General features: G+C 71.0%; 21 protein-coding genes and 1 pseudogene. 7 read left to right on the forward strand and 15 right to left on the reverse strand.

Going from position 1 to position 22,320, the window contains the following annotated elements:
- Window position 1: 1 nt before the first annotated feature.
- The 9 genes from ACFZBB_RS02595 to fabD form a co-directional block, all read right to left on the reverse strand.
- Window positions 2-949 carry an aromatase/cyclase gene (locus ACFZBB_RS02595; RefSeq protein ID WP_355337074.1) on the reverse strand — a complete coding sequence of 316 codons (948 nt, stop codon included), beginning with the start codon at window positions 947-949 and terminating at the stop codon, window positions 2-4.
- 54 nt (window positions 950-1,003) lie between these two features.
- Window positions 1,004-1,789, reverse strand: a complete 786-nt coding sequence (fabG, locus tag ACFZBB_RS02600; RefSeq protein WP_188280345.1) for a 3-oxoacyl-ACP reductase FabG — start codon at window positions 1,787-1,789, stop codon at window positions 1,004-1,006.
- Window positions 1,790-1,996: 207 nt separating this feature from the next.
- Window positions 1,997-2,266 (reverse strand): acyl carrier protein, encoded by a 270-nt coding sequence (locus ACFZBB_RS02605; RefSeq protein ID WP_355337071.1) that lies wholly within the window; start codon window positions 2,264-2,266, stop codon window positions 1,997-1,999.
- Between the two features lie 44 nt (window positions 2,267-2,310).
- Window positions 2,311-3,600, reverse strand: coding sequence for a beta-ketoacyl synthase N-terminal-like domain-containing protein (locus tag ACFZBB_RS02610; protein ID WP_391117018.1), 1,290 nt, complete (start codon window positions 3,598-3,600; stop codon window positions 2,311-2,313).
- Window positions 3,597-4,853 (reverse strand): beta-ketoacyl synthase, encoded by a 1,257-nt coding sequence (locus tag ACFZBB_RS02615; protein WP_188280342.1) that lies wholly within the window; start codon window positions 4,851-4,853, stop codon window positions 3,597-3,599. The genes ACFZBB_RS02610 and ACFZBB_RS02615 overlap by 4 nt, the downstream gene beginning before the upstream one ends.
- 61 nt (window positions 4,854-4,914) lie before the next feature.
- On the reverse strand, window positions 4,915-5,244 hold the full coding sequence (locus ACFZBB_RS02620) for a TcmI family type II polyketide cyclase (protein ID WP_355337067.1): 330 nt from the start codon (window positions 5,242-5,244) through the stop codon (window positions 4,915-4,917).
- Window positions 5,245-5,306: 62 nt separating this feature from the next.
- Entirely contained in the window at window positions 5,307-6,209 is a 903-nt protein-coding gene (locus ACFZBB_RS02625; RefSeq protein ID WP_391117020.1) for a hypothetical protein, read from the reverse strand.
- Window positions 6,206-7,003: a response regulator transcription factor gene (locus ACFZBB_RS02630; protein ID WP_355337063.1), complete on the reverse strand. Its 798-nt coding sequence runs from the start codon at window positions 7,001-7,003 to the stop codon at window positions 6,206-6,208. Before ACFZBB_RS02630 ends, ACFZBB_RS02625 begins: the two co-directional genes overlap by 4 nt.
- Window positions 7,004-7,081: 78 nt before the next feature.
- Complete coding sequence (gene fabD, locus ACFZBB_RS02635) at window positions 7,082-8,038, reverse strand: ACP S-malonyltransferase (protein WP_391117022.1); 957 nt, start codon at window positions 8,036-8,038, stop codon at window positions 7,082-7,084.
- Between the two features lie 1,577 nt (window positions 8,039-9,615).
- On the opposite strand from fabD, the gene ACFZBB_RS02640 reads away from it, so the two are divergent.
- The 4 genes from ACFZBB_RS02640 to ACFZBB_RS02655 all read left to right on the forward strand — a co-directional run bounded on the left by ACFZBB_RS02640 (window position 9,616) and on the right by ACFZBB_RS02655 (window position 12,683).
- Window positions 9,616-10,191, forward strand: a complete 576-nt coding sequence (locus tag ACFZBB_RS02640; protein WP_391117026.1) for a hypothetical protein — start codon at window positions 9,616-9,618, stop codon at window positions 10,189-10,191.
- A complete protein-coding gene (locus tag ACFZBB_RS02645; protein ID WP_188280336.1) occupies window positions 10,188-10,400 on the forward strand; it encodes a MerR family transcriptional regulator in 213 nt (70 codons plus the stop codon). Before ACFZBB_RS02640 ends, ACFZBB_RS02645 begins: the two co-directional genes overlap by 4 nt.
- A gap of 394 nt (window positions 10,401-10,794) precedes the next feature.
- A complete protein-coding gene (locus ACFZBB_RS02650) occupies window positions 10,795-11,736 on the forward strand; it encodes an SIS domain-containing protein (protein ID WP_391117028.1) in 942 nt (313 codons plus the stop codon).
- A gap of 101 nt (window positions 11,737-11,837) precedes the next feature.
- The gene (locus ACFZBB_RS02655) at window positions 11,838-12,683 is read left to right on the forward strand and encodes a ketose-bisphosphate aldolase (RefSeq protein WP_391117030.1); all 846 of its coding nucleotides are present in this window, start codon (window positions 11,838-11,840) and stop codon (window positions 12,681-12,683) included.
- Between the two features lie 24 nt (window positions 12,684-12,707).
- On the opposite strand, the gene ACFZBB_RS02660 is transcribed toward ACFZBB_RS02655, so the two are convergent.
- Complete coding sequence (locus ACFZBB_RS02660) at window positions 12,708-13,373, reverse strand: fasciclin domain-containing protein (protein ID WP_391117032.1); 666 nt, start codon at window positions 13,371-13,373, stop codon at window positions 12,708-12,710.
- Between the two features lie 168 nt (window positions 13,374-13,541).
- Window positions 13,542-15,311, reverse strand: a complete 1,770-nt coding sequence (locus ACFZBB_RS02665; protein ID WP_391117034.1) for a molybdopterin-dependent oxidoreductase — start codon at window positions 15,309-15,311, stop codon at window positions 13,542-13,544.
- A gap of 77 nt (window positions 15,312-15,388) precedes the next feature.
- Here ACFZBB_RS02665 and ACFZBB_RS02670 point away from each other — a divergent pair, with 77 nt between their 5' ends.
- Complete coding sequence (locus tag ACFZBB_RS02670; protein WP_391117037.1) at window positions 15,389-15,559, forward strand: hypothetical protein; 171 nt, start codon at window positions 15,389-15,391, stop codon at window positions 15,557-15,559.
- 13 nt (window positions 15,560-15,572) lie between these two features.
- A pseudogene (locus ACFZBB_RS02675) lies at window positions 15,573-16,438 on the forward strand (FAD-dependent oxidoreductase); the annotation flags it as partial.
- 317 nt (window positions 16,439-16,755) lie between these two features.
- Here the strand turns inward: ACFZBB_RS02675 and ACFZBB_RS02680 are convergent.
- From ACFZBB_RS02680 to ACFZBB_RS02690, 3 genes are read right to left on the reverse strand one after another with little or no spacing between them, the layout of a single operon-like run.
- The gene (locus ACFZBB_RS02680) at window positions 16,756-18,156 is read right to left on the reverse strand and encodes an FAD-binding domain-containing protein (protein WP_391117039.1); all 1,401 of its coding nucleotides are present in this window, start codon (window positions 18,154-18,156) and stop codon (window positions 16,756-16,758) included.
- Window positions 18,149-18,919 (reverse strand): anti-sigma factor domain-containing protein, encoded by a 771-nt coding sequence (locus tag ACFZBB_RS02685; protein WP_391117041.1) that lies wholly within the window; start codon window positions 18,917-18,919, stop codon window positions 18,149-18,151. The genes ACFZBB_RS02680 and ACFZBB_RS02685 overlap by 8 nt, the downstream gene beginning before the upstream one ends.
- On the reverse strand, window positions 18,916-19,500 hold the full coding sequence (locus ACFZBB_RS02690; protein ID WP_391117043.1) for an ECF RNA polymerase sigma factor SigK: 585 nt from the start codon (window positions 19,498-19,500) through the stop codon (window positions 18,916-18,918). The genes ACFZBB_RS02685 and ACFZBB_RS02690 overlap by 4 nt, the downstream gene beginning before the upstream one ends.
- Window positions 19,501-19,794: 294 nt before the next feature.
- On the opposite strand from ACFZBB_RS02690, the gene ACFZBB_RS02695 reads away from it, so the two are divergent.
- The gene (locus tag ACFZBB_RS02695) at window positions 19,795-19,998 is read left to right on the forward strand and encodes an AlpA family transcriptional regulator (protein ID WP_188280324.1); all 204 of its coding nucleotides are present in this window, start codon (window positions 19,795-19,797) and stop codon (window positions 19,996-19,998) included.
- A 3-nt stretch (window positions 19,999-20,001) separates the two neighbouring features.
- Here ACFZBB_RS02695 and ACFZBB_RS02700 read toward each other — a convergent pair whose 3' ends face one another.
- Window positions 20,002-22,224: an MMPL family transporter gene (locus tag ACFZBB_RS02700; RefSeq protein ID WP_391117045.1), complete on the reverse strand. Its 2,223-nt coding sequence runs from the start codon at window positions 22,222-22,224 to the stop codon at window positions 20,002-20,004.
- Window positions 22,225-22,320: the final 96 nt, after the last annotated feature.

Consider the following 22,320-nt stretch of genomic DNA (forward strand, 5'->3'; position numbering starts at 1 on the left):
CTCAGCGCCGGCCCTCGGCGTAGTCCTTGGCGTGGCCCAGGGTGGCCCGGCTGTTGGTGCTCAGCGCGTTCTGCACGAAGGCGCGCGCCTCGGCGACCCCGGCGTCCGGGCCGAGGATCTTGGTGATGTTCGCGGTGTTGATCACCACGGTGTGCTGGGAGGTGGCGGCGACGCCGTCGCCCTCCTCCTCGAACAGCCAGTAACCGGTGTGCAACGTCATCAGCGCGGGCAGGGTGATCTGCTTGTAGACGATCCTGCTGTGCGGGAAGGTCACGCGCACCGACTTGGTGGTGTGCGAGGAGCCGTCCTTGGTGAGGGTGTCCATCTCCAGGATCTGCAGTCCCGGCGTCTCCTCCTCCAGCGAGACCCGCGCCACGTGCGGCAGCCGCTCCTTCCAGAGCTGCGCCTCGTTGATGAAGTCGTAGACGTCCTTGGCCGATCCGTCGATGTGGACGGTGTCGGCGAAGGACAGCAGGAGTTCGTCGGCGGAGCCGACGACCAGTTCGACGTTGGTCTTGAGCGCGGCCAGCTCGGAGCGGCTGTTGCGGTCCACGGCCTCGTCGATCCAGGCGAGATCGTCCGGCTTGTCGTCGATGGCGCGGTAGTCGTGCAGCAGCCGCACCCGCGACTCGGTGTCGGACACGGGCTCGATCACCCAGGTGCCGCCCATCGCCGCGACCGGCGGCGCCGAGACCTCCTGGCGGAATTCGATCCGCAGTGCCCGCGGGTCCAGGACGCGGCGCGACGTCCAGTTCTTGGCCGCGCCGTTGGCGGTGGCCCAGATGCGGATGCGCTCCTCGTTCTCCGAGCGCTCCACATGGTCGACGAAAACGGTCGGCGGGAAGATCCGCGGCCAGTTCTCCACCTCGGCGATCAGCCGGTACACCGCGGCGGCCGGGGCGTTCACCGTGATCTCGTGCTCCACCTCGCGGTGGCCAGTCTGCGTCATTCTCGTTCCCCTCACGCGAGTCGGACGTCGTAGGACGGGGTCGGTGGCGGCGGATCAGAAGTTGCCGAGGCCGCCGCACACGTTGATGGCCTGCGCGGTGATCGACGCCGCGGTGTCGGTGGCCAGGTAGCCGACCAGGCCCGCGACCTCCTCGGGCGTGGAGTAGCGGCCGAGCGGGATCTTGGACTGGAACTTCTGGAGGATCTCGCCCTCGGTGGTCGAGTAGGCCGCCGCGTAGCCCTGCCGGACCCGCGCGGCCATCGGCGTCTCGACGTAGCCGGGGCAGACCGCGTTGACCGTGATGCCGGTCGGCGCCAGCTCGTTGCCCAGGGCCTTGGTGAAGCCGACGACGCCGTGCTTGGAGGCGGAGTACGGGGCGCCGAGCACCACGCCCTGCTTGCCCGCGGTGGAGGCGATGTTGATGATCCGGCCGCGGTCGCGGTACCGCATGCCGCCGGTGTTGAGCACCTCGCGCGTCATCAGGAAGACGCTGTTGAGGTTGGTGTTGACGACGTCGAACCACAGCTCGTCGTCGATGTCGGCGGTGACGCCGCCGCCGCTGCGGCCCGCGTTGTTGACCAGGACGTCGACCGGCCCGTACCGCTCCACGGCGGCGAGCACGAACGCCTTGATGTCGTCGCCCGACTTGACGTCGCAGGCGGTGCCGTCGACGTCCAGGCCCTCGTCCCGTAGTTCCTTGACGGTCACTTCCACGCTCTCGGGCGTCCGCGCGCAGATGAACACCTGGTGTCCCTGTGCGGCCAGCGCCCTGGTGACGGCGAGCCCGATTCCGCTGGTGGCCCCGGTGACGAGAGCGACCCGCTGTCCCTCTGCCGACATGACTGCTCCTCCGACTCGGTACCGCTCGGCTGCGTACATGTGCTGCGTTCACGTGCGCTCTTCAAGTGCTGGGTTCATGTGCGCTGTACGTGTGGTCTGGGCGTGTGGTCCGGGCGTGTGGTCCGGGCGTGTGCGCTGTACGTGTGGGCTGGACGGTGCCGCCGCCGCGCCTCGGGAGCACGGCGGCGGCACCGGGTGGGGGGAGCGTCAGGCCGCGTGTTCCGCGGCGAGTTGCTCGTTGACGACGGCGAGCAGCGCCCGCGGCGTCTCGACGACGGTGATGGAGGTGTCCTCCAGCTCGATCCCGTGCTCGCGCTCGATCCGGCTGCCGGTCTCCAGCAGCGCCAGCGAGTCGTAGCCGAGGTCCTCGAAGGTCTGGTCGAGGATGTCGCCGTCCAGGTCGATGCCCTCGCTCTCGCCCGCGGCTTCCCGGAGGATGCGCTTGAGGTCTTCGATCGTGAGTTCCGGTCCGGCCATCTCGGTCCCTTCCTGAGGTGTGGCGACGGCGGTGCGCGGGCCCGTCACCGGGCTGCTCCGCGCACGACCATCGCCGAGTTGAAGCCGCCGTAGCCCCTGGCCAGCACCAGCGCGGCGTTGACCGGCGCGGTCCTGGGCCGGTCGACCACCAGGTCGAGGTCGTACTCGGGGGCGGGGGCGACATGGGTGGTGGGCGGGATGACCCCGTCCCTGATCGACAGCAGCGCGGCGGCCGTGTCGAGCGACGCGGCTCCTGAGTAGAGCCGTCCGGTCATCGTCTTGGGCGCGGTGACCGGCACGCCGCGCGGTCCGAAGACCGCGGTGATCGCGTCGGCCTCCGCGCGATCCAGTTCGGGGACGGCCGCCGCGTCGGCGAAGACGACGTCGATGTCGCCCGCCGTCAGGCCCGCGTCGGCCAGCGCCGCCTCGACGGCCCGCCGGAGGCCGGGCTCCCGGTCGCTGCCGGGCCTGGGGTCGAAGGTCGAGGCGTATCCGGCGATCTCCCCGTAGACCTTGGCGCCGCGCTCCCGCGCGGACCCGGCGTCCTCCAGGATCAGCAACGCGCCGCCCTCGCCGGGCACATAGCCGTCGGCGTCCGCGGCGAAGGGCCGGTACGCCTTGTCCGGGTCGTCGCTGTCGGTGAGCCGTCCCGCGGCGACCTGCGCGATCCAGCCCCAGGGGCAGATCGAGCCGTCGACGCCGCCGGAGACGATCAGCCGGGTGCCCTTGCGGATCTGCCGCCTGGCCTGCGCGAGCGCGTCGAGGCCGCCCGCCTGGTCGGAGACGACGACCCCGCTGGGGCCCTGCATGCCGTTGCGGATGGAGATCTGGCCGGTGTTGACCGCGTAGAACCAGGCGAAGGACTGGTACGCGCTGACGTGCTGGCCGCCCTTGGACCACAGTTTCTGCAGTTCGTTCTGGCCGAATTCGAAACCGCCGGAGGAGCTGGCGGTGATGACGCCCATGTCGAACTGTTTCCACTCGTCGAGCTTCACGCCCGCGTCGGCCAGCGCCCAGTCGGCCGCGACCAGGGCGAGCCTGGTCATGTGGTCGGTCTGCGGGATCAGCCGGCTCGGCAGGTAGTCCGTGGCGACGAAGCCCGGTACCTCACCGGCGAGTTTGGCGGGGTAGCCGGTGGCGTCGAACCGCTGGACGGGTCCGATGCCGTTCTTCCCCGCGAGGGTCGCGGCCCAGAACTCCTCGGTGCCCAGGCCGTTGGGCGCGGTGACGCCGATACCGGTGACGACGACGGAACTGGCGGTGCCAGAGGAGGCGGCCGTACTTGCGGAAGCGGCCGTGCCCGCGGAAGTGGTCGTGCCTTCGGAAGTGGTCATGCCGCCCTCCGCAGCACCATCGCGCTCTGGAAGCCGCCGAAGCCGCTGCCGACGCTGAGCACGGCGTCGGTGGTCCACTCCCTGGCCTTGAGCGGTACGTAGTCCAGGTCGCACTGCGGGTCCGGCTCGTGCAGATTGGCCGTCGGCGGGACGAGATTGTTCTCGATGGCCAGCGCGGACGCGGCGATCTCGATCGAGCCGATCGCGCCGAGCGAGTGCCCGACCATCGACTTGATGGAGCTCATCGGCGTCCGGTACGCGTGGTCGCCCAGCGTCCGCTTGACGGCGGCGGTCTCGTGGCGGTCGTTCTGCTTGGTACCCGAGCCGTGCGCGTTGACGTAGTCGATCTCGTCGGGGTTCATCCGCGCCTCGTCCAGGGCCGTCCTGATGGCCTCGGCCATCTCCAGGCCCTCGGGCCGCAGACCCGTCATGTGGAAGGCGTTGGAGCGGGTGGCGTACCCGGCGATCTCGCAGTAGATGTGCGCGCCGCGCGCCTTGGCCGCCTCGTACTCCTCCAGCACGAACATCGCGGAACCCTCGCCGAGGACGAAGCCGTTGCGGGAGTTGTCGAACGGCCGCGAGGCGTGCTCGGGGTCGTCGTTGCGCGAGGTGGTGGCCTTGATGGCGTCGAAGCACGCCACGGTGATCGGGGAGATCGGGGCGTCGGTGGCGCCCGCGATCATCACGTCGACGCTGCCCTCGCGGATCAGCTCGGTCGCGTAGCCCACCGAGTCCAGGCCGGAGGTGCAGCCGGTGGAGACCACCGTCGCCGGGCCCTCGGCCCCGGTGGACCAGGCCACTTCGCTCGCGAAGGAGCTGGGCACGAAGAAGTCGTACAGATGCGGTACCGCGTACCGGTGGTCGTTGAGGTCGAGACGCCCGCCGTCACTGGTGACGCGGTACTCCTGGTCCAGGCCCATCGTCGCGCCGACGGCGCTGCCGACGGTCACCCCGGTCCGGTACGGGTCCAGGTCGGACATCTCCAGTCCGCTGCCCGCGAGCGCCTCCGCGGCCGTGACCACCGCGAACTGCGCGGCGCGGTCCATGCGGCGGATCTCCTGCGGGCTCAGTCCCAGTGCCTCCGGGTCGAAATCGACCTCGGCCGCGACGCGGGAACGGAACGGGGCGGGATCAAAAAACGTGATGCCTCTGGTCGCGGTTCGGCCGTCGCTCAGCAGACTCCAGAAGTCCTTCACGCCGACACCCCCCGGCGCCACGACCCCAATGCCGGTTATCACCACTCGCCGTCCCATGTGGACGCCGCTCCCTTCGGAATTTCGTGAATTCTTGAGGACAGGCTTGAGATCAGGTCCGTCACTCGGACTTGGCCCAGTGATAGAAACGCGTGGCCATCGCGTCCTTCGGCGACCGCCAGGTCGCCGGGTTGTAGGCCTCGATGTGCGGCTTCAGGTCGGCGCTGACCTGTACAAAGAGCGGGTGGTCCTTGGTCTGTTCGATGGTCGTGTTACCGGCCTCCGTGTCGAAGTCCTGGAGGTGGAAGTAGAGGCCGTTGTAGGAGAAGAGCTCCCGTCGGCGGGTGCCCATCAGGTCGGGCATCCCGGTCTGGTCGAATTCCCCGAAGATCCGGGCCACGTCCTCCGCGGACTGCGGCAGCATGCGCGCGACTATCAACGTGCTGTGCATCGTTCGCTCCTGGTGATGGGAGTGATGGAGGGGTCGTCCGCTGGTCGTCGAAACAGGCCGTCCTAGCGGGATCGTTCGGCAGATCGCTCGGCGCGGCGGCTGAAGCACGCGTGTGCGTCGGCCTCCGAGTAGTAGGTGCGGCCCGAGCCGTGCCTTCGGCGCCAGCTCTGCTCGCTGGCCAGCCGGTAGACTGTGCCGACCGGGGTGCTCCACAGCCGCGAGATGTCGGCGGCGGTGAGCCAGCGCTCGGCGACGACGGGGGCGACGGGGCCGGCGGAGGTGTCGGCCGCTGGGCCCGGGGCCGTGTCCTCGGCGGGCATCAGGCGGCGCAGATGGGTGAGTTGGTGCCCGGCCCAGGTGTGCCGTGGCTGGGCGTCGCACTGCACGGCCGGGTGCGCGGCGGTCGCCCCGACGCGTACGACGGCGGACAGCCGCCCCTCGCAGCCGGGTTCGACGCAGTCGCCGAGCGCGATCCGGCGGATCTGCTCGGGGTGGGCGACACGGCGGGCCCTGCTGACCAGCCGGGCCACCTCGCGGGTGGCCTCGGCGACGGCCGGGTGCCCGGCCAGCCAGTCGGCGTGCCGCAGCAGGAACACCGACAGGGTGCCGATGGACCGCTCGGGCGGTACGAGCCCGCGCTGCTGGGCGATCAGGCCGCTCCAGGAGCCGAGCACCCCGAGGATCGCGGCGCGCGTCTCGGCCGCCGCCGGGTTGAACGGCATGCCGGGCAGCGGGCCGCCGCTGGTGCGTTCGCGCAGCCCCTTGGCCGCGGCGCCGCCCAGCACCCGCTCGCAGTCCCGGTACAGCTCGGGGAGCATGCCGATGCCGGTGGTCAGCCGGCGGTGGCAGGCGGCGCACAGCCGGTTCCCGCCGACCGGACGGCCGGGGTGCCGGCCCCCGTCGCGGGGCTCGGCCTGCCGCGTACCGCATTCGTGTCCCTCGCACCGCACGGCCGCGCGGCTCATGCGGAGGACCCGGACCGTTCGAGCCCCAGACCGAGCCGGAATCCGACACCGCGGACGGTGACGATCCACTCCTTGGCGCCCAGCTTCGTCCGGAGGCTGCTGACATGGGTGTCGACGGTCCGCCGGGACCACGAGTCACCCCACACCTGCTGCATGAGCCGCTTCCGGGTGATGACGATGTCCGGGTGCGAGGCCAGCAGGTAGAGCACGTCGAATTCCTTACGGGTCACATCTATATGCCGTCCGCCGAGCCGCACTTCGCGCGATCCGGCGTCGATCCGCAGCGGTCCGCAGGAGATGACCCGCGCGGAGGCGGGTTCCGGGCGGGCGCGGCGCATGACCGCGTCCATCCGCGCCATCAACTCGCGGAAGCCGTACGGCTTGACGAGGTAGTCGTCGGCGCCTGCCTGGAGGCCGAGCACCCGGTCGAGTTCGGTGCCGCGTGCGGTGACGGCGATGACCGCCACGTCGCAGACCGACCGGATGCTCCGGCAGACCTCGAGTCCGTCCAGGTCGGGCAGGTCGAGGTCGAGCAGGACCAGGTCCGCGTCCTCGTACGTCTGGAGTGCCGCGCCGCCCGTGCCGACCGACGCGACCTCGTGTCCGTGCCGCCGTAACCCCCTGACCAGGGATTCGGCGTCGTCTGCATGAGGTTCCACCACAAGTACCCGCCAGCTCACGGACGGCCCCGGCACTCCCCGTACCGGCGATGCGGTACGTATCTCGGTGCGATTGACGTTTGCGGACGCACGTGGGGCTGGTATATGAGGCTTCAGAAGGTCTATCCGGCTCATGGGTCCGCCCTTTGTGACGCTCAGGTCCGACTGCGACCTGGGCCTGATCGGTTCCTTGGACTGCTTGCGAGCCTCCGGTCAACCTCCGGCTGCGAATGCGAGCGCATCGAGAGTCGAGGCACACTGCCGTGAATCGAATGTCGCGAACACCCGTGATGTCGGGGCGATCCGGCGGCACAGGCCGCCGAGTACCTTTCCGGGTCCGATCTCGATGAAGCGGTCCACGCCCGCGGCCGACATTCCGGCCACGGTCTCGGTCCAGCGGACCCGGCCGGTGAGCTGGCGTTTGAGCGCGGTACGCGCCTCGGCGGCGGTGGTGACCGGCGCCGCGGTGACGGACGAGACCGTCTCGACCACCGGATCGCGGAATTCCACCGCGTCCAGGGCCGCCGCGAATTCGTCCTCGATCTCGCTCATGAGACTGCAATGGAAAGGCGCGCCGACTTCGAGGGGGACCGCCCGGCGCGCGCCGGCGTCCCTGGCGGCGGCCATCACCCATTGGACGGCTTCGGCCTGGCCCGAGACGACCGCCTGCGCCGGTTCGTTGTCGTTGGCGATCTCGACGATCTGGCCGGTGCCGGTGACGGCCTGTGCGCAGATGGCCTCGACGTCCTCGAGCGGCAGGCCGAGTACGGCCGCCATGGCGCCGGGCACGCGTGCGTTGACCGCGGCCATCAACTGGCCGCGCAGCCGTACGAGTCGGAGCGCGTCGGTCCATTCGAGGACGCCCGCGGCGACCAGCGCGGTGTATTCGCCGAGGCTGTGGCCCGCGACGATGTCGGGGGCGAGACCGCGCGGACGCAGGCTCTGCCAGGTGCACAGGCTGGTCAGGAAGATCGCGGGCTGGGTGATCGAGGTGTCCCGGAGGACCTCGGCGGGTCCCTCCCAGCACAGCCGGGACAGTGGAAGGCCGAGAATCTCGTCCGCGGTGCGGTAGTAGGGGCCGACCAGATCCGGATGCTCTCCGGCGAGGTCGAGCCCCATTCCCACCTTCTGCGAACCCTGGCCGGGGAAGACAAAACCGATCCTGTCCATGCGCCGCAGGCTCCTTTCGGCCTTTCGCGGTGCCGGTGGCGGGCGGTCGGAGACGGCGTGGCCGCCCATGACGAAGCCCCGCGGCGGCACAGCGCACGCGGGGCTCGGTGATCTGAGTGTGATTGCGGCGTCCGGGGTCTCACTGCTGCCCGGATCCGGGCATACCTCGGCCGCCGGAAGTATCGTGACAGTCTCTGGCTGTCGATGTCAACTTCACTTGGTCAGCGGGCTGTTTGCGCAGTTCATCGACGGGTCGGGAGTATGCGGTCGCGAAAAATGGTTGCAGTACCCCTCGAATTTGCGTGACACCGATGAAGTTCGGTGATCCTCATAGCATCGCCTCAACATCGAGCATTTCGGAACACTCCGGACCCGAATGACCATCTCGTCTGACGCTCTGTCAGATGGTGATTGTTCGCGGGTTCACGACGGCGTCACGCTAGCGTGTAGTCACATTTTACGCGGCGACATTCTCGTCAATGAGCCGCCGGTCAGGGCCGCGTGGAGCGTGATCGTCGCAGGTAGATCAGGTGTGGACGGCTCCTGCGTTTGCCTGTATCGTCGCCTGCCAAACGCGAACATCCGTATGCTGTAAGCCGTACATGACTCGGGAGCGGGGGTTCCGGATCGTTATGAACACGGATTTAACGCGACAGGCCCAACTGGACTCATCACGGCCACCACGGCGTTTCCGATCGCCGGTAACCTCGGTCTCGTGCCGGGGTGCTTCAGGCACGGTGGATGAGCCGGCCACCTCATGGCGCTGCGGGAGCGTTTCTCCAGGTCACCCTCGGGCGACCGGCGGGGATCCAGCTCCACGAACGGTCCCGGGCACGGCCCAGGGCACCGTCATCCGTCTCCGCCCGAGCCACTGCTCGGACGCGGAGGCCGGCCAGGTCCGCGCACGCTCCGGCGACTCGACGGTTGATTCGGCCGTTGATCCGACGGCGCGGCGGGCCCCGTCCCGCGTGGCACGGACGATGACGTCCCGCTCAGGCGACGCCACGGCACACGCGCGCCCCACATCATCCCGCCCCGGTGCGATCCACTCACGACGCACACCTCCATGATCCGGCGTGCCCCATGGGCCCCACTGGTCTGTGGAGCCCGCGAGCACCGCTGCTCGCGGTACATCCGGTCGGCCCGGCCCTCGCCGACCGTTCTGCACTGCGTTCAGCACTGCGTTGAGATGGTCCAGGCGTTCCACTGAGTAGTTCCCTTGCGCCTGGAGTACGTCGACAGGTTCCGGATCCAGCGGTCGCCGCTGACGGTGCGCCATTCCGTCGGAGGCAGCCGATGCACGGCCATGTTCCGACGGGACGTCGCTCACCTGCACCAACGACGACTTTCGGCATGTCCTGAACAGGGCGCACTCCCCTCGGTCATCGAGTCGATCGACGAGTTCGCACTGCGACAGCCACCTTCCGACATCATGACCAACGGGTGACCAAATGAATTCATCTCCATGTGTGGGCCAAAAATGCGGCAACGTGCCGCACGGGTCGCGACCGCGCCGCACAGCGGCCCCGGGGCTGCGTCTGTGCACCTCGTGCTACCACGATCTCAAGGCGAATCTGATGGAGCTGCCGGAGATCTACGACGACTGCGAGTCGGTGCTCCATCCGCGCCGCAACCCGACCCTCCAACGGGTCAGCGGCAGCAGGCAGTCGACCGGAATACGGCTGGACGAGGCGGCGATCACCGCCCGGTCCGGCATCGTCGGCTTCCTGGCCTCGTGGGCGGCGATGGTCGCCGAGGAGCGCGCCGTCCGCAAGCCGGTCCGCAGGCAGCCGGAGGAGATGGCCGACTTCCTCGTCCGCCACCTCAACTGGCTGCTCGCGCACCCGACCGCCGCGGACTTCGCGGAGGAGATCTCCGAGATAACGCACCGCGCGCGCCGGTCCGCCTACACCCAGCCCGCGTTGCGCATGGATCTCGGCCAATGCATCCATTCCGGTTGCAGCGCGGCGATGACCACGGCGCCGTCGTCGCCCGACGGCCGGCGTACCCGAGAAGTGAGCTGTACCGCAGGACACAGTTGGCAGCCCCACCAATGGCTTCTGCTATCCCGGCAGATGCAGCAGACGCGGCAGTTCGCGCGCGGCACTGCGGGAGCGGCAGCACAATCCCAGCGCCCGGAGGACGCCGCATGAATCCGCCACCGCGCAATAGAAGTCGGCTTGTTCCGACTCAACTCGCCGCACTCGCCGCCGGAGTCTCCGAGGCGACGATCAGGAAATGGGCCAGCCGCGGCAAGATCACCCGCTACGGCAGTCCCGGACGTGCGCAATACGATCTCGACGAGCTACTCGAACGTGTGGCCGCAAAAACGGAAGCGGCGGCTCTGAAGGAATCCACGTGAGCGCTTCGGGCCTCGCGTAAAGCAATTGACAGGGGACGAAGAGCCCTGCCTGTCGTGCGGAGCTTTCTCTCGGGCAGGGTTTCCTCCTCGTTCTTCTCGTTCTCACCGTTCGGCCCTCATCGGGTCCGGCTGCCGTTCGCGCCCTCGTACCAAAGAGCCGGACCGCGCGACCCGATGTGACATCCGGTACGGGAACTGTGACGCGCGCCTCATTCGGCCGCCCGCGGCGGTCGCGCCGCCCGCGTGCGCCCTTAGCGCAGTCGTGGACCTTCCGCCAGCCCTCTCCTCTGTGTACATTTATGCTCGATAGCTGCTCGTTTCGAGCAGGATCGCGCATCCGCACCGCGCGTCGCATCTCGCACGCCGTATCTCGCACACCGCACGAGGAGCCCCGATGTCCGCGTCCCTCACCACCACCGAGACCGCCTCCCAGCCCGAGTGCTGGCAGCGGGCGGCCGATCTCGCTCCCGCCGAGGCCGAGAAGCTGCCGCGCGACGGTGAGCGGGTGGCGGTGATCGGCTGCGGCACTTCCTGGTTCATGGCCCAGTCCTACGCGGCGCTGCGCGAACAGGGCGGCCACGGCGAGACCGACGCCTTCGCGGCCTCGGAGTTCCCGTTCGGCCGCGGCTACGACCGCGTGCTGACGATCACCCGCTCCGGCACCACCACCGAGGTGCTGCGGGCGAGCGAGCGACTGCGTACGGCGGGCGTCGCGGTCACGGCGATCACCGCCGACCCGCACACCCCGGTGATGGAGGCCGCCGACGAGGTCGTGGTGCTGGACTTCGCCGACGAACAGTCGGTGGTGCAGACCCGGTTCGCCACCACCGCGCTCGCGCTGCTGCGCGCCCACCTCGGCCACGACCTGACCGCGGCCGTCGCCGACGCGCGGCTGGCGCTCGCCCAGGAACTGCCCACCACCGTCACGGCCGCCGAGCAGTTCACCTTCCTCGGCACCGGCTGGACCTACGGCCTGGCGCAGGAGGCCGCGCTGAAGATGCGCGAGGCCGCGGGCGCCTGGACCGAGAGCTACCCGGCGATGGAGTACCGGCACGGCCCGATCAGCATCACCGGCCCCGGCCGCGTGGTGTGGGCCTTCGGCGCCCTGCCCGAGGGCCTGGCCGACAACGTCGCGGGCGTCGGCGGCCTTCTCGAGGCCGGTTCCGCCGCGCCCGCCGACGGCGGTACGAGCGCGGTCGGCGGTACGGGCGCGCCCGTGCTCGACCCGCTGGCCGACCTGGTGCGGGTCCAGCGGCTCGCGGTGGCCATCGCGGAGAACAAGGGGTACGACCCGGACCGGCCGCGCAATCTGACGCGTTCCGTCGTCCTGGCCTGACGCCAACACCCGCGCGGCGCTCCGCTGTTCGGCGGCCCGCCGCCCGTGCCCCCGCCCGCACCCGTGAAACCGGCACCGCCGTACGTACCCCGAGGAATCCCATGCCTGCCGTCTCCACCGCAGAACTCGTCACCGCCGCCCGGGCCGCGGGCCACGGGGTCGCCGCGTTCAATGTGATCACGCTGGAGCACGCGGAGGCGATCACCTCCGCCGCGCAGGCCGCCGGGCTGCCGGTGATCCTCCAGATCAGCGAGAACGCGGTGGCCTTCCACGGCGGCCGGGTCGAGCCGGTGCTGGCGGGGGCGGCGGCGGTCGCGCGGGGCGCGGCGGTGCCGGTCGCCCTGCACCTGGACCACGTGGAGAGCGAGGAACTGCTGCGGGCGGGCGTGGCGGCCGGGGCGTCCTCGGTGATGTTCGACGCGTCGAAGCTGCCGTACGAGGAGAATCTGCGCGCCACCGCGCGGATGGTGGAGTGGGCGCACGGCCAGGGCGCCTGGGTCGAGGCCGAGTTGGGCGAGGTCGGGGGCAAGGACGGCGCCCACGCGCCCGGCGTGCGGACCGACCCCGCCGAGGCCGCCGCCTTCACCGCCGCGACCGGGGTGGACGCACTCGCCGTCGCGGTCGGCAGCTCGCACGCGATGACCGACCGCTCCGCGCGCCTCGACCACGAACTGATAGCCGCGCTGCGCACGGCCGTACCCGTACCGCTGGTGCTGCACGGCTCGTCCGGTGTGCCGGACGACGAGCTGCGGCGGGCCGTCGCCGCCGGGATGGTGAAGGTCAACATCGGCACGGCGCTGAACATCGCCTTCACCGGGGCGGTACGGGACCACCTGGCGGCCGACCCGGCCGTCGTCGACCCGCGGCGCTATCTGCGGCCGGCCCGCGACGCGATGTCCGCCGTGGCGGAACACCTGCTGCGCGTCGTCGCGGGCCGTCCGGAGTGATTTGTAACGCCTGACCCCCAACGGCTACTTGGGCATCAGCACCGTGTCGATGATCTGCACGGTGGCGTTGGCGGTGGTGACGTTGCCGCAGACCACGTTCGCCGTGTCATTGACCTTGTACGCCTCGCCGGAGCCCGAGGTCGTCAGGGTGCCCTTCTCCAGCGTGGTGTAGGTGCCCTTGGACAGGCCCTCGGGCGCCTTCACCGGCTCACCGACCACGTGGTAGGTGAGGATCTTGGTGAGCGTCGCCTTGTCGGCGAGGACCTTGTCGAGGTCGGCTTTCGGGATCTTCGCGAAGGCGTCGTTGGTCGGCGCGAAGACGGTGATGTTCTGGGCGTTGTTCAGGGTGTCGACAAGACCGGCCTTCTGGACGGCGGCGACCAGCGTCGACAGCGCCGGGTTGTGCGAGGCGGCGGTCGCCACCGGGTCCTTGGACATGCCGTCGAAGCTGCCCGCGCCGTTCTTGGGCACGGTGGCGCAGCCGGGACCGAAGGGCGCGTCCTTCGTCGAGGCGTCACTCGGCGCGTCGCTGGTGGGCGCCATCGCCGAATCGCTCGCCGAGGTGGACGGGCTCGCCGCCGCCGAGTCGTCCTTCTGGTTGTCGTCGCTCGAACAGGCGCTGAGGGCCAGCGGCAGGACGGCGGCGGCCGTCACGGCGACGGCGATGCGGCGGGCGCGGAGGTTGAACATGGTTTTTCTCCTCTATATGTGCGGTCTATGCGAAATGTGTGTGCGGACAAGTCGTCTGTGGCGGGGAGTTGGGGGGGCGGCGGGCCACTCGAGGGCGGCCCTGCCAGTGGTCGGCGCGCTCGCGGGCGGACGGGGCGTCGGGGGGCGGATGGTCGGCGCGCCGACGGGTCAGTCGACGCTGACCACCACCGAGTGCCAGCCGGTCGCGCCGTTCGGGACGGTGCCGACGCGGTGGTCGGTCTGCGTGTAGCCGTCACGGTCCGTCGCGCGGACCTCCAGCGTGTGGCTGCCGGGCGTGGCGTCCCACTCCCACAGCCACTGCCGCCAGGTGTCGGTGCTGTCCTCGTCCGCGAGCCGGGCGGTCTGCCACCGCCCGCCGTCGACCCGTACCTGCACCCGGTCGATGCCCCGGTGCTGCGCCCACGCCACCCCGGCCACCGGCACCCTGCCCGCCTTGGGGCTGGCGAAGGGCTTCGGGGTGTCGATCCGCGACTCGGTCTTGACCGGCGCCTCGCGCGACCAGCTCCGTTTGACCCAGTAGGCGTCGTAGGAGTCGAAGGTGGTCAGTTCGAGTTCGCGCAGCCACTTGCAGGCCGACACATAGCCGTACAGGCCGGGCACCAGCATGCGGACGGGGAAGCCGTGCGCGAAGGGCAGCGGCTCGCCGTTCATGCCGAGCGCGAGCATCGCGTCACGGCCGTCGAGCACGGTCTCCACCGGTGAGCCGATGGCCATGCCGTCCACCGAGTGCGCCACCAACTGGTCGGCCCTGCCGCCGCGCGACGGGGGCCGTACCCCCGCCTCGCGCAGCAGATCGGCCAGCCGGACGCCGATCCAGCGGGCGTTGCCGACGTACGGTCCGCCGACCTGGTTGGACACGCAGGTCAGCGTGATGTCCCGCTCGATCAGGTCACGGCGCAGCAGGTCGTCGTAGGAGAGCGTCAACTCCTTGCCCACGCCCATGCCGTGGATGCGCAGCCGCCAGGTGGTGGCGTCGATCTTCGGCACGACCAGGGCGGTGTCGACGCGGTAGAACTTCGCGTTCGGCGTGGTGAATTCGCTCAGCCCGGGGATTCCCAGGTCCGCGCCGCGCGGGACGGCCGCGGCGCGGGAGGCGGGGGCGGGCAGCGCGATGGCCTTCCGTGAGGCCACCGCGACGGCGCCGCGACGGTTGTTGAGGGTACGGCCCAGGGCTCCCGCACCCGCGGACGCGGCCGCCGTGGCGGCAGCGGCCAGCACGAAGCCACGGCGGTCGAACGCGGGGCGGGAGGTGGGCCCGGCCTCTGGGGCGGGCGTTTCCGTCCGCGGCAGAGGGGTCTCGACGGTGTCCTCGTCGTCCTCCGCGGCGCGCTCCACTGCGGACGGAGCGGTCGGTGTCTCCGGCGCGGCGGCCTGTTCCGGAACGCGCGCGGCCGGTGCGGCGCGGAGCGTGAGCCGCTGCGTCAGCAGCCACAGCGCCGCCGCTCCGAGCAGCGCGCCGACGATCGACGGCAGCGCGTCCAGCCGGTGGTAGTCGGGACGGCTCCAGGCGGCGACCGCCCCGATGACGCCGAAGGCCAGCACGCCCGCGCAGCCCGTGCGCCGGAAGCGCAGCGCGAACACGCCGAGCACGAAGGCGAAGAGGGCCAGGATCGCGACGATGCCCAGTTGCAGCACCAGCTTGTCGTTGGTGCCGAAGTTCCGTACCGCGTAGTCCTTCAGGGACGCCGGTGTGCGGTCGATGACCGCGCCGCCGACCGCCGTCACCGGACTGGCCTCGGGACGGGCCGCCACGGCGACGAGTTCGGCGAAACCGAGTGACACAGCCGCGGCCAACAGACCGCTCAGTGCGCCGAGTACGACCCTCAGCAGCCGGCTGGCAGCACTCGGGCCGTGTGGCTGATGTGGCTCCAGCGCACGGTCGGGGCTGATGGTCTCCTGGTCGGTCACATCCCGCATTCGTGGCCACTCGCCCGGCGGATTGGTCCGGGATTCCGCGTCCCCCGGACCGACGGGTTCCGCCGCAGGTGGGGGCCGTGAAGATCACCGCCGGAACGTTCCGCTCCCGCACCAATCCGCGACGGCGGCGGCCACGAATGATCAGTGAGGGCGCACCGGTGCCGGTCGCCGTCCCGGCCGCGCCGGACACCGACCGGGCACGGGGCGCCACCGGGCACCACGGGGTGTCACTGGACATCGAGCACTGACCGAGGGGATCGCATGACGGCCGAACGACGTCGGATCGCGGTGACAGGCAGCGGAGTGGCGGGCCTTACCGCCGCCCATGTGCTGCACCGCGCGAGCGACGTGTCCCTGTACGAGTCCCTGTACGAGGCGGACGACCGGCTCGGCGGGCACGCGGACACCCACGACGTGGCCGACCCCGACCGCCGGTCCCTGAGCGTCGACACCGGCTTCATCGTGCACAACGCCCGCACCTGTCCGAATCTGCTGCGGCTGCTGCGCGAGCTGGACATCGCCACGCAGGAGTCCGAGATGAGCATGTCGGGGCGGTGCGAGGCTGCGGCCTGGAGTACGCCGGGGCCCGCGGTCCGCGCGAGCTCTTCCCGCAGCCGCGCAACGCGCTGCGGGGCCGCTATCTGCGGAGGCTGACCGAGGTCACCGCCTTCCACCACGGGGCCCGCCGCCTGCTCGCGGAGAGCGGCGAAGCGGGTGCGGGTTCGGATACGGGAACGGGCCCTTATGCCGGTTCGGGTTCGGATACGGGTGCGGGCTCGGGTTCGTCTGCGGATACGGGCTCGGATACGGGAACGGACTCGGGCTCTCGCGCTGCCGCCACCGACCGCACGTTGCGGAAATTCCTCGCAGACGGCCACTACTCCCCCTACTTCGTCCAGCACTTCATGACCCCGCTGGTGTCCGCCGTCTGGTCCTGCTCCCCCGCGACCGCGCTGGACTTCCCGGCCCGCTCCCTCTTCCGCTTCCTCGACCACCACGGCCTGCTCAGCGTCGGCGACTCCCCTAACTGGCGCACGATCACCGGCGGCTCCCGTACGTACGTCGAGCGGGTGGGCAAGGAGGTGTCCGCCGTGCACACCTCCAGCCGGGTGACCGCGCTGCGCCGCGTCCCCGGCGGCGCCCGCTGGTCGTCGGCGGCGGGCGCGGTCGTGCTGGCCGTACTCGGGCCACTGACCATCAGCTTCCTGCTCCTGCGGGGCAGCGGGAAGCCGCTGCTGGAACGGCACATGGCGCAGCGGCCCGGCTATGCCGCATACGTCGCCCGGACGAGTGGTTTCTTTCCGTGGCCGCCGCGAAAGGGCGGTGTTGACGGGCGGACGTAATCGGCGGCAGCCGGGCCGCTGGGGGCACCGGTCGTGGTGAGTGGGCCGGTTCGGCTCGGTTCGGTGGGTTCGGTGGGTTCGGTCGGTTCGCGCGTCCGCGGTCAGTCGTCCAGGCCGCGGGCCCGCGAGAAGCGGGCGTGCCCCTCGCTGAGGGCCACGATCGGGTCCGGGTAGTCGAACCGCGCCCGTTCCAGACCCGACAGCTTCCACGGCTGGTGCACCGCCGCCCCCTCCAACTCGGCCAGTTCCGGAACCCAGCGCCGTACGTAGTCGCCGTCCGGGTCGAAACGGGCCGCCTGGAGCAGCGGGTTGAGCACCCGGTTGGGCCGGGTGTCGGTGCCGGTGCCCGCCGACCACTGCCAGTTGAGCTGGTTGTTGGGAATGTCGCCGTCGACCAGCAGGTCCAGGAAGTGCCGGGCGCCGATCCGCCAGTCCACGTACAGCGTCTTGGTCAGGAAGCTCGCCACGAGCAGCCTGCCCCTGTTGTGCATCCAGCCCTCGTGCAGCAGTTGGCGCATCGCGGCGTCCACGATGGGGTAGCCGGTGCGGCCCTCGCGCCAGGCGGTGACCTCCTCGGGCGCGGTGCGCCAACGGTCGTGCCGGGAGCGGTAGTCGCGGTGCGCCGCGTCCGGCCGCGCGGCGAGCACCTGATGGTGGAAGTCGCGCCAGGCCAGCTGCCGGATGAACGCCTCCGCGCCCCGGCCGCTCACCGACCGCGCCCGGTGGACGAGTTCGGTCGCGGACACGCACCCGAAGTGCAGATACGGCGAGAGCCGGGAGGTCGCGTCGCCCGCCAGGTCGTCGTGCTGGTCCGCGTAACCCTCCAGGCCCGAGCGCCACCAACTGCCCGCCAGCTTGCGGGCCGCCGTCTCCCCGCCGGGCGGCAGGCCAGGCGACGGCTGCCCGCCGCCTGGCCCGGTCAGCTCGGTGGCGGGGGGCAGCGCGGCGGACTTCAGGTCCTCGGGCACGGTGACCTTGCGCGGCGCGTCCAGCACGCGGCGCTGGGGCTCGGCGTCCCAGCGCCGGAAGTACGGTGTGAAGACGGCGAAGTGGTCGCGGCCCACGGGGGTGACGGCGCCGGGCGGGGCTGCGGTGACCACGGCCTCGTGCACCACCACTTCGCAGCCCGCCTCCGCCAGGGCCTTGCGCAGCCGGTCCTCGCGGCGCAGGGCGTAACCGCTCACCCCGGCCGCGATGTGCACCTGCCGCGCCCCGCTGTCGCCGACGGCCCGGACGACCTCCTCGACGACGTCGCCGCGCCGCACGACCAGCCGCCCGCCGCGGGCCCGCAGGCCCGCGTCCAGGTCGGCCAGGCAGTCGGCGAGGAACGCCGCCCTGTTGGGCACCGCGAATCCGGCCCGCGCGATGCCCTCGTCCACCACGAACAGCGGGACCACGCTCTCGGCCGCCGCCACCGCCGCGGCCAGCACGGGGTTGTCGTGCAACCGCAGGTCCGCGGTGAACAGCGCGATGGACGACCCGGTCCGCGACGTCTCAGGCACGGGCCGCCGCCGGGAACGTCACCAGGGCCAGCGGGGCACTCGTGGGCTGCTGCGAGCCGCCGGCCGGTTCGACCGTCACGCCCACCCCGGAGGCGTTGTCGATCCGCCCGTCCAGCACCACGGCCTGGTCGGTGGCTGACGGGTCCATCAGACCCGCCGGCCGCATCTTCCCGCCGTCGTCGAACCACAGCTCGTACGTCTTCCCGGCCGCCGGCGTCGGCATACCGGCGGCCAGGAAGGCCGCCTTGCCCAGGCTGCGGGAGACCACCACGGTCGCGGTCGTGCCGGTGCTGAGCTTCCGTGTGGTGCTCGCCGCGTCGGGTGCCGAGAGCACCTGGGAGAGCTCGCCCGCCCGCTGCTCGGCCTGGTTCGCCCGCTGCCTCGCGTCGTCGGCGGCCTGGTGCTGCCAGACGGCCACCCCGCCGAGCCCGACCACTCCTGCCATGCACGCGGCCAGCGCGTAACGCGGCAGCCGCCGCGCCCCGGCCATCCATCCGGCGAGACCGCGCCCCTCCTGCCGCGTGACGACCGGCGGCTCCTGCCGCACGGCGGCGACCCGGCGCAGCACCTGCTCGCGCATGTGCGGCGGCGGCACGGCCGACGCGGCCAGCGCCAGCCGGGTGGCCGTCGCGGACAGCTCGCGGACCTCCTGCGCACAGGCCGAGCAGTCGGCGATGTGCCGTTCGAATTCCTCCCGCTCGCCGTCGGGCAGCGCGTGCACCGCGTACGCACCGGTGAGGGTATGCAGATCGGCGGTCGTCATGCGCTCACTCCCAAGCAGTCGCGCAGGCGGATGAGTCCGTCCCGCAGTCGGGTCTTGACGGTCCCCAGCGGAGCCGCGAGCAACTCGGCGACCTCCCGGTAGGTGAATCCCTGGTAGTAGGCGAGTGTCACCGACTGGCGCTGCAATTCGGTGAGCGTCCGCATACAGCGTCGCACCTGCTCGCGCTCCAGCCGTGACTCGACCTGTTCCGCGACCTCGTCGAAGGCGGGGGTGTGCTCAAGCAGCGCGGCCTTGTGCTCCCGGTCGGAGGACGCCTGCGCGGAACGCACCCGGTCCACCGCGCGACGGTGGGCCAGCGTCATCACCCAGGTCATGGCGCTGCCACGGGATGCCTGGAAGCGGGTCGCGGTCTGCCAGACCTCGACCAGCACCTCCTGGGCGACCTCCTCCGACTGCGCGGGGTCGCGCAGCACCGAGCGCACCAGCCCCAGCACGGGCCCGGCCACCGCGTCGTAGACCCTGGCGAACGCCGCCTCGTCGCCGCGGGCGACCGCGACCAGCAACTCCTGGAGGTCGGGGCCGACGCCTGCGACGCCGTCCAGCCGTACGGCTTCCCTCATCTGCGATCCATCCCGTCCCGACTCACCCGCGCAAGTCTCCGACCGGTATTCGGAGCCGAGGGGTGGGCGGATTGCCCGCTCGCGGAATCCCTCCGGTCTCAGCCCGCCATCGTGCCCCCTTTCACCGCGACGGTCCGGACGACCTGCGCGGTCGTTACCCGTTCGCCACGTTTGTCACCGTTACGCGGGTTCCGTGTCACAGAAGATCAACAAGCCCATGCGGTGACGCTCACCTGTCGTTGGCCAGACGAAGGTGCTGATCAACAGCAGCCCCGCCGTACGGAGGTACCTGGGATGACCGACCGGACCCTGTGGTCGTACGCCGAGATCGCCGCGCACATCCGCGTACAGGTCGACACTGTCCGCTCCTACCGGAAGCACGGACATCTCCCGCCGCCCGATGTCGTCGAGGGCGGCAAGCCCTTCTGGTACGCCGATACCGTCAGGGCCTGGAGTGCCCGGCGGCCGGGAAACCGCGGCCGCCGGGATCCGGACTGAGCCTCAGTTCCGCGTGGCCGGCTCGGGGTCCCGCCCCTCCTGCGAGGAGTGCGGGGCCTTCGTGCCCTCCGGCGCCGCCTGGCCGCCGCCCTCCGATATGCCGAACCGGTCGTGGAAGCGGCGCAGCATCGGCGGCGCCCACCATGTGGCCCGCCCGGTCAGCCGCATCACCGCGGGGACCAGCAGGGTGCGCACCACCATCGCGTCCATGAGCACCGCGAGCGCGATGCCGAGCCCCAGCATCTTGGTGTTGGCCACCCGCGAGGTGCCGATCGCGACCATCACCACGGCCAGGATCACCGCCGCCGCCGTGATCAGTCCGCCGGTCCGCTTGAGCCCGAACTCGATGGAGGCCTGGTGGTCGCCGCCCCGGTCGTACTCCTCCTTGATCCGCGAGAGCAGGAACACCCCGTAGTCCATGGAGAGTCCGAAGGCCACGCAGAACATCAGCACCGGCAGGGTCGTCTCGATGCTGCCGGTGGCCGTGAAGCCCAGCAGTCCGGACAGATGGCCGTCCTGGAAGACCCACACCACCGCGCCGAACATCGCGGTGAGACTCAGCGCGTTGAGCAGCACCGCCTGGAGCGGGATGATCACGCTGCCGGTGAGCAGGAAGACCAGCAGCAAGGTGACCAGGGCGATGATCCCGGCCGCCCATGGCAGCCGTTGGCCGATGGTGTCCTTGGTGTCCACCAGGACGGCGGCCTGGCCGGTCACCGAGGCCTTGAAGTCCGTGGGCACGGCGCGGATCGCGCCGACCAGGTGCTGGGCGCCGGCGTCCACCGCCTCGCTCGTGGACAGCACCGTCATATAGGCGGCGCCTGAGTCCTGGGCGACGACCGGCCCCTCGACCCGGACCACGCCGGGCAGGGCGGCCACCCGCTTCTCGTATCCGGCCAGTTGGGACCGGTCGGCGCCTTCGGCCAGCACGGTGATGGCGCCGTCGGGACTGCCGGGGAACTCCTGGCGGATGTGCTGCTGCACCACATGGGACTCGGCGGCCGAAGGCAACTGCCGGTCGTCCGCGGCGCCGAAGCGCACTTGGAGGAAGGGCAGTCCGAGCAGCAGCAGGCCCGCGACCGCGCCGATCGCGAAGAGCGGCGCCCTGCGCATCACCAGCCGGGCGAAGGCGGCGTATCCCGCGCCGGGGTCGCTCGCGGGCCTGCGGCGCAGCGCCTTGCGCAGATCCAGCGCGTTGACCCGGTCTCCGAGCAGGACCAGGCAGGCGGGCAGCGCGATCAACGCCGCGGCGGCGGCCAGCAGCACCACGGCGATCCCCGCGTAGGCGAAGGACCGCAGGAAGTACTGCGGGAAGACGAGCATCGCGGCGAGCGAGGCGGCGACGGTCAGGGCCGAGAAGAGGACGGTGCGGCCCGCGGTGCGCAGGGTCACGCCGACCGCCGCGCGCGAGGTGAGTCCGGTCGCCAGCTCCTCGCGGAATCTGCGGACGATGAACAGGGCGTAGTCGATCGCGAGGCCGAGGCCGAGCGCGGTGGTGAGATTCTGTGCGAAGACCGAGACGTCGGTGAACGAGGTGATGGCGCGCAGCACCGCGTTGGTGCCGAGGATCGCGATGATGCCGACGCCCAGTGGCAGCAGTGCGGCGATAGCACTGCCGAAGACCATGACGAGCAGTATCAGGGTGACGGGCAGGGCGATCATCTCGGCCTTGACCAGGTCGTCCTGGATGGTGCTCTGCAACTCGTGCCGGACGGCGGCCGAGCCGCCGACGCTCACGTCGACCGGTCCGTGCTCCCCGCGGTAGGCGGGGGCGATCCGTTTGACGGCGGCGGCCACCGCGTCGTCGTCGCCCTTGAGGCGGGCGGTGATCATCGCCGAGCCGTCGACCTTGGCGCGCAGCACCGGCGCGTGGGTGCCCCAGTAGGAGGTGACGCCGGTGACCGCCGGATCGGCGGCGAGCTTGCGGGCCAGCTCCTGCCCCTTCGCAGCCACGGCGGGGCTGTCGACTCCCGCGCCCTTGGCGTCGACCAGCAGGACCAGATTGGGTTGGGAGGCGGGGAAGTGGTCAGCGAGCGCCGCGGTCGCGTACGAGGACTCGGAGTCGGGCGCTTCCCAGCCGCCGCTCGCCAGCCGGTCGGCCACGCCTCGCCCGGCGACGACCGCGAGCGCGGTGAAGAGGAGGGCGAGCAGCAGCGTCAGCCTGGGCCGGGCCGTGACGGCCCGCGTCCAGCCCCCGACCTCGGAGTCGTGGTTGACATCAGCCATGACAAAAGGTGTCCTCTCCCCGTAGTGCGACGTAGAATCGCAAATGCGAACTGTCGCTCGCGTTTCAAGAATGCGAGTGACCGCTCGCATTTGTCA

Source organism: Streptomyces sp. NPDC008139 (assembly GCF_042957025.1).
GTDB lineage: Bacteria > Actinomycetota > Actinomycetes > Streptomycetales > Streptomycetaceae > Actinacidiphila.

Bases quoted from the DNA above. Each gene is read 5' to 3' on its own strand.
- ACFZBB_RS02690 (WP_391117043.1), bottom strand. From the start codon at position 19,500: ATGAGGGAAGCCGTACGGCTGGACGGCGTCGCAGGCGTCGGCCCCGAC.
- ACFZBB_RS02595 (WP_355337074.1), bottom strand. From the start codon at position 949: ATGACGCAGACTGGCCACCGCGAGGTGGAGCACGAGATCACGGTGAAC.
- ACFZBB_RS02625 (WP_391117020.1), bottom strand. From the start codon at position 6,209: ATGAGCCGCGCGGCCGTGCGGTGCGAGGGACACGAATGCGGTACGCGG.
- ACFZBB_RS02610 (WP_391117018.1), bottom strand. From the start codon at position 3,600: ATGACCACTTCCGAAGGCACGACCACTTCCGCGGGCACGGCCGCTTCC.
- ACFZBB_RS02640 (WP_391117026.1), top strand. From the start codon at position 9,616: ATGGAGCTGCCGGAGATCTACGACGACTGCGAGTCGGTGCTCCATCCG.
- ACFZBB_RS02650 (WP_391117028.1), top strand. From the start codon at position 10,795: ATGTCCGCGTCCCTCACCACCACCGAGACCGCCTCCCAGCCCGAGTGC.
- ACFZBB_RS02645 (WP_188280336.1), top strand. From the start codon at position 10,188: ATGAATCCGCCACCGCGCAATAGAAGTCGGCTTGTTCCGACTCAACTC.
- ACFZBB_RS02620 (WP_355337067.1), bottom strand. From the start codon at position 5,244: ATGCACAGCACGTTGATAGTCGCGCGCATGCTGCCGCAGTCCGCGGAG.
- ACFZBB_RS02665 (WP_391117034.1), bottom strand. From the start codon at position 15,311: ATGCGGGATGTGACCGACCAGGAGACCATCAGCCCCGACCGTGCGCTG.
- ACFZBB_RS02655 (WP_391117030.1), top strand. From the start codon at position 11,838: ATGCCTGCCGTCTCCACCGCAGAACTCGTCACCGCCGCCCGGGCCGCG.
- ACFZBB_RS02700 (WP_391117045.1), bottom strand. From the start codon at position 22,224: ATGGCTGATGTCAACCACGACTCCGAGGTCGGGGGCTGGACGCGGGCC.
- ACFZBB_RS02605 (WP_355337071.1), bottom strand. From the start codon at position 2,266: ATGGCCGGACCGGAACTCACGATCGAAGACCTCAAGCGCATCCTCCGG.
- fabD (WP_391117022.1), bottom strand. From the start codon at position 8,038: ATGGACAGGATCGGTTTTGTCTTCCCCGGCCAGGGTTCGCAGAAGGTG.
- ACFZBB_RS02685 (WP_391117041.1), bottom strand. From the start codon at position 18,919: ATGACGACCGCCGATCTGCATACCCTCACCGGTGCGTACGCGGTGCAC.
- ACFZBB_RS02660 (WP_391117032.1), bottom strand. From the start codon at position 13,373: ATGTTCAACCTCCGCGCCCGCCGCATCGCCGTCGCCGTGACGGCCGCC.
- ACFZBB_RS02695 (WP_188280324.1), top strand. From the start codon at position 19,795: ATGACCGACCGGACCCTGTGGTCGTACGCCGAGATCGCCGCGCACATC.
- ACFZBB_RS02630 (WP_355337063.1), bottom strand. From the start codon at position 7,003: ATGAGCCGGATAGACCTTCTGAAGCCTCATATACCAGCCCCACGTGCG.
- fabG (WP_188280345.1), bottom strand. From the start codon at position 1,789: ATGTCGGCAGAGGGACAGCGGGTCGCTCTCGTCACCGGGGCCACCAGC.
- ACFZBB_RS02615 (WP_188280342.1), bottom strand. From the start codon at position 4,853: ATGGGACGGCGAGTGGTGATAACCGGCATTGGGGTCGTGGCGCCGGGG.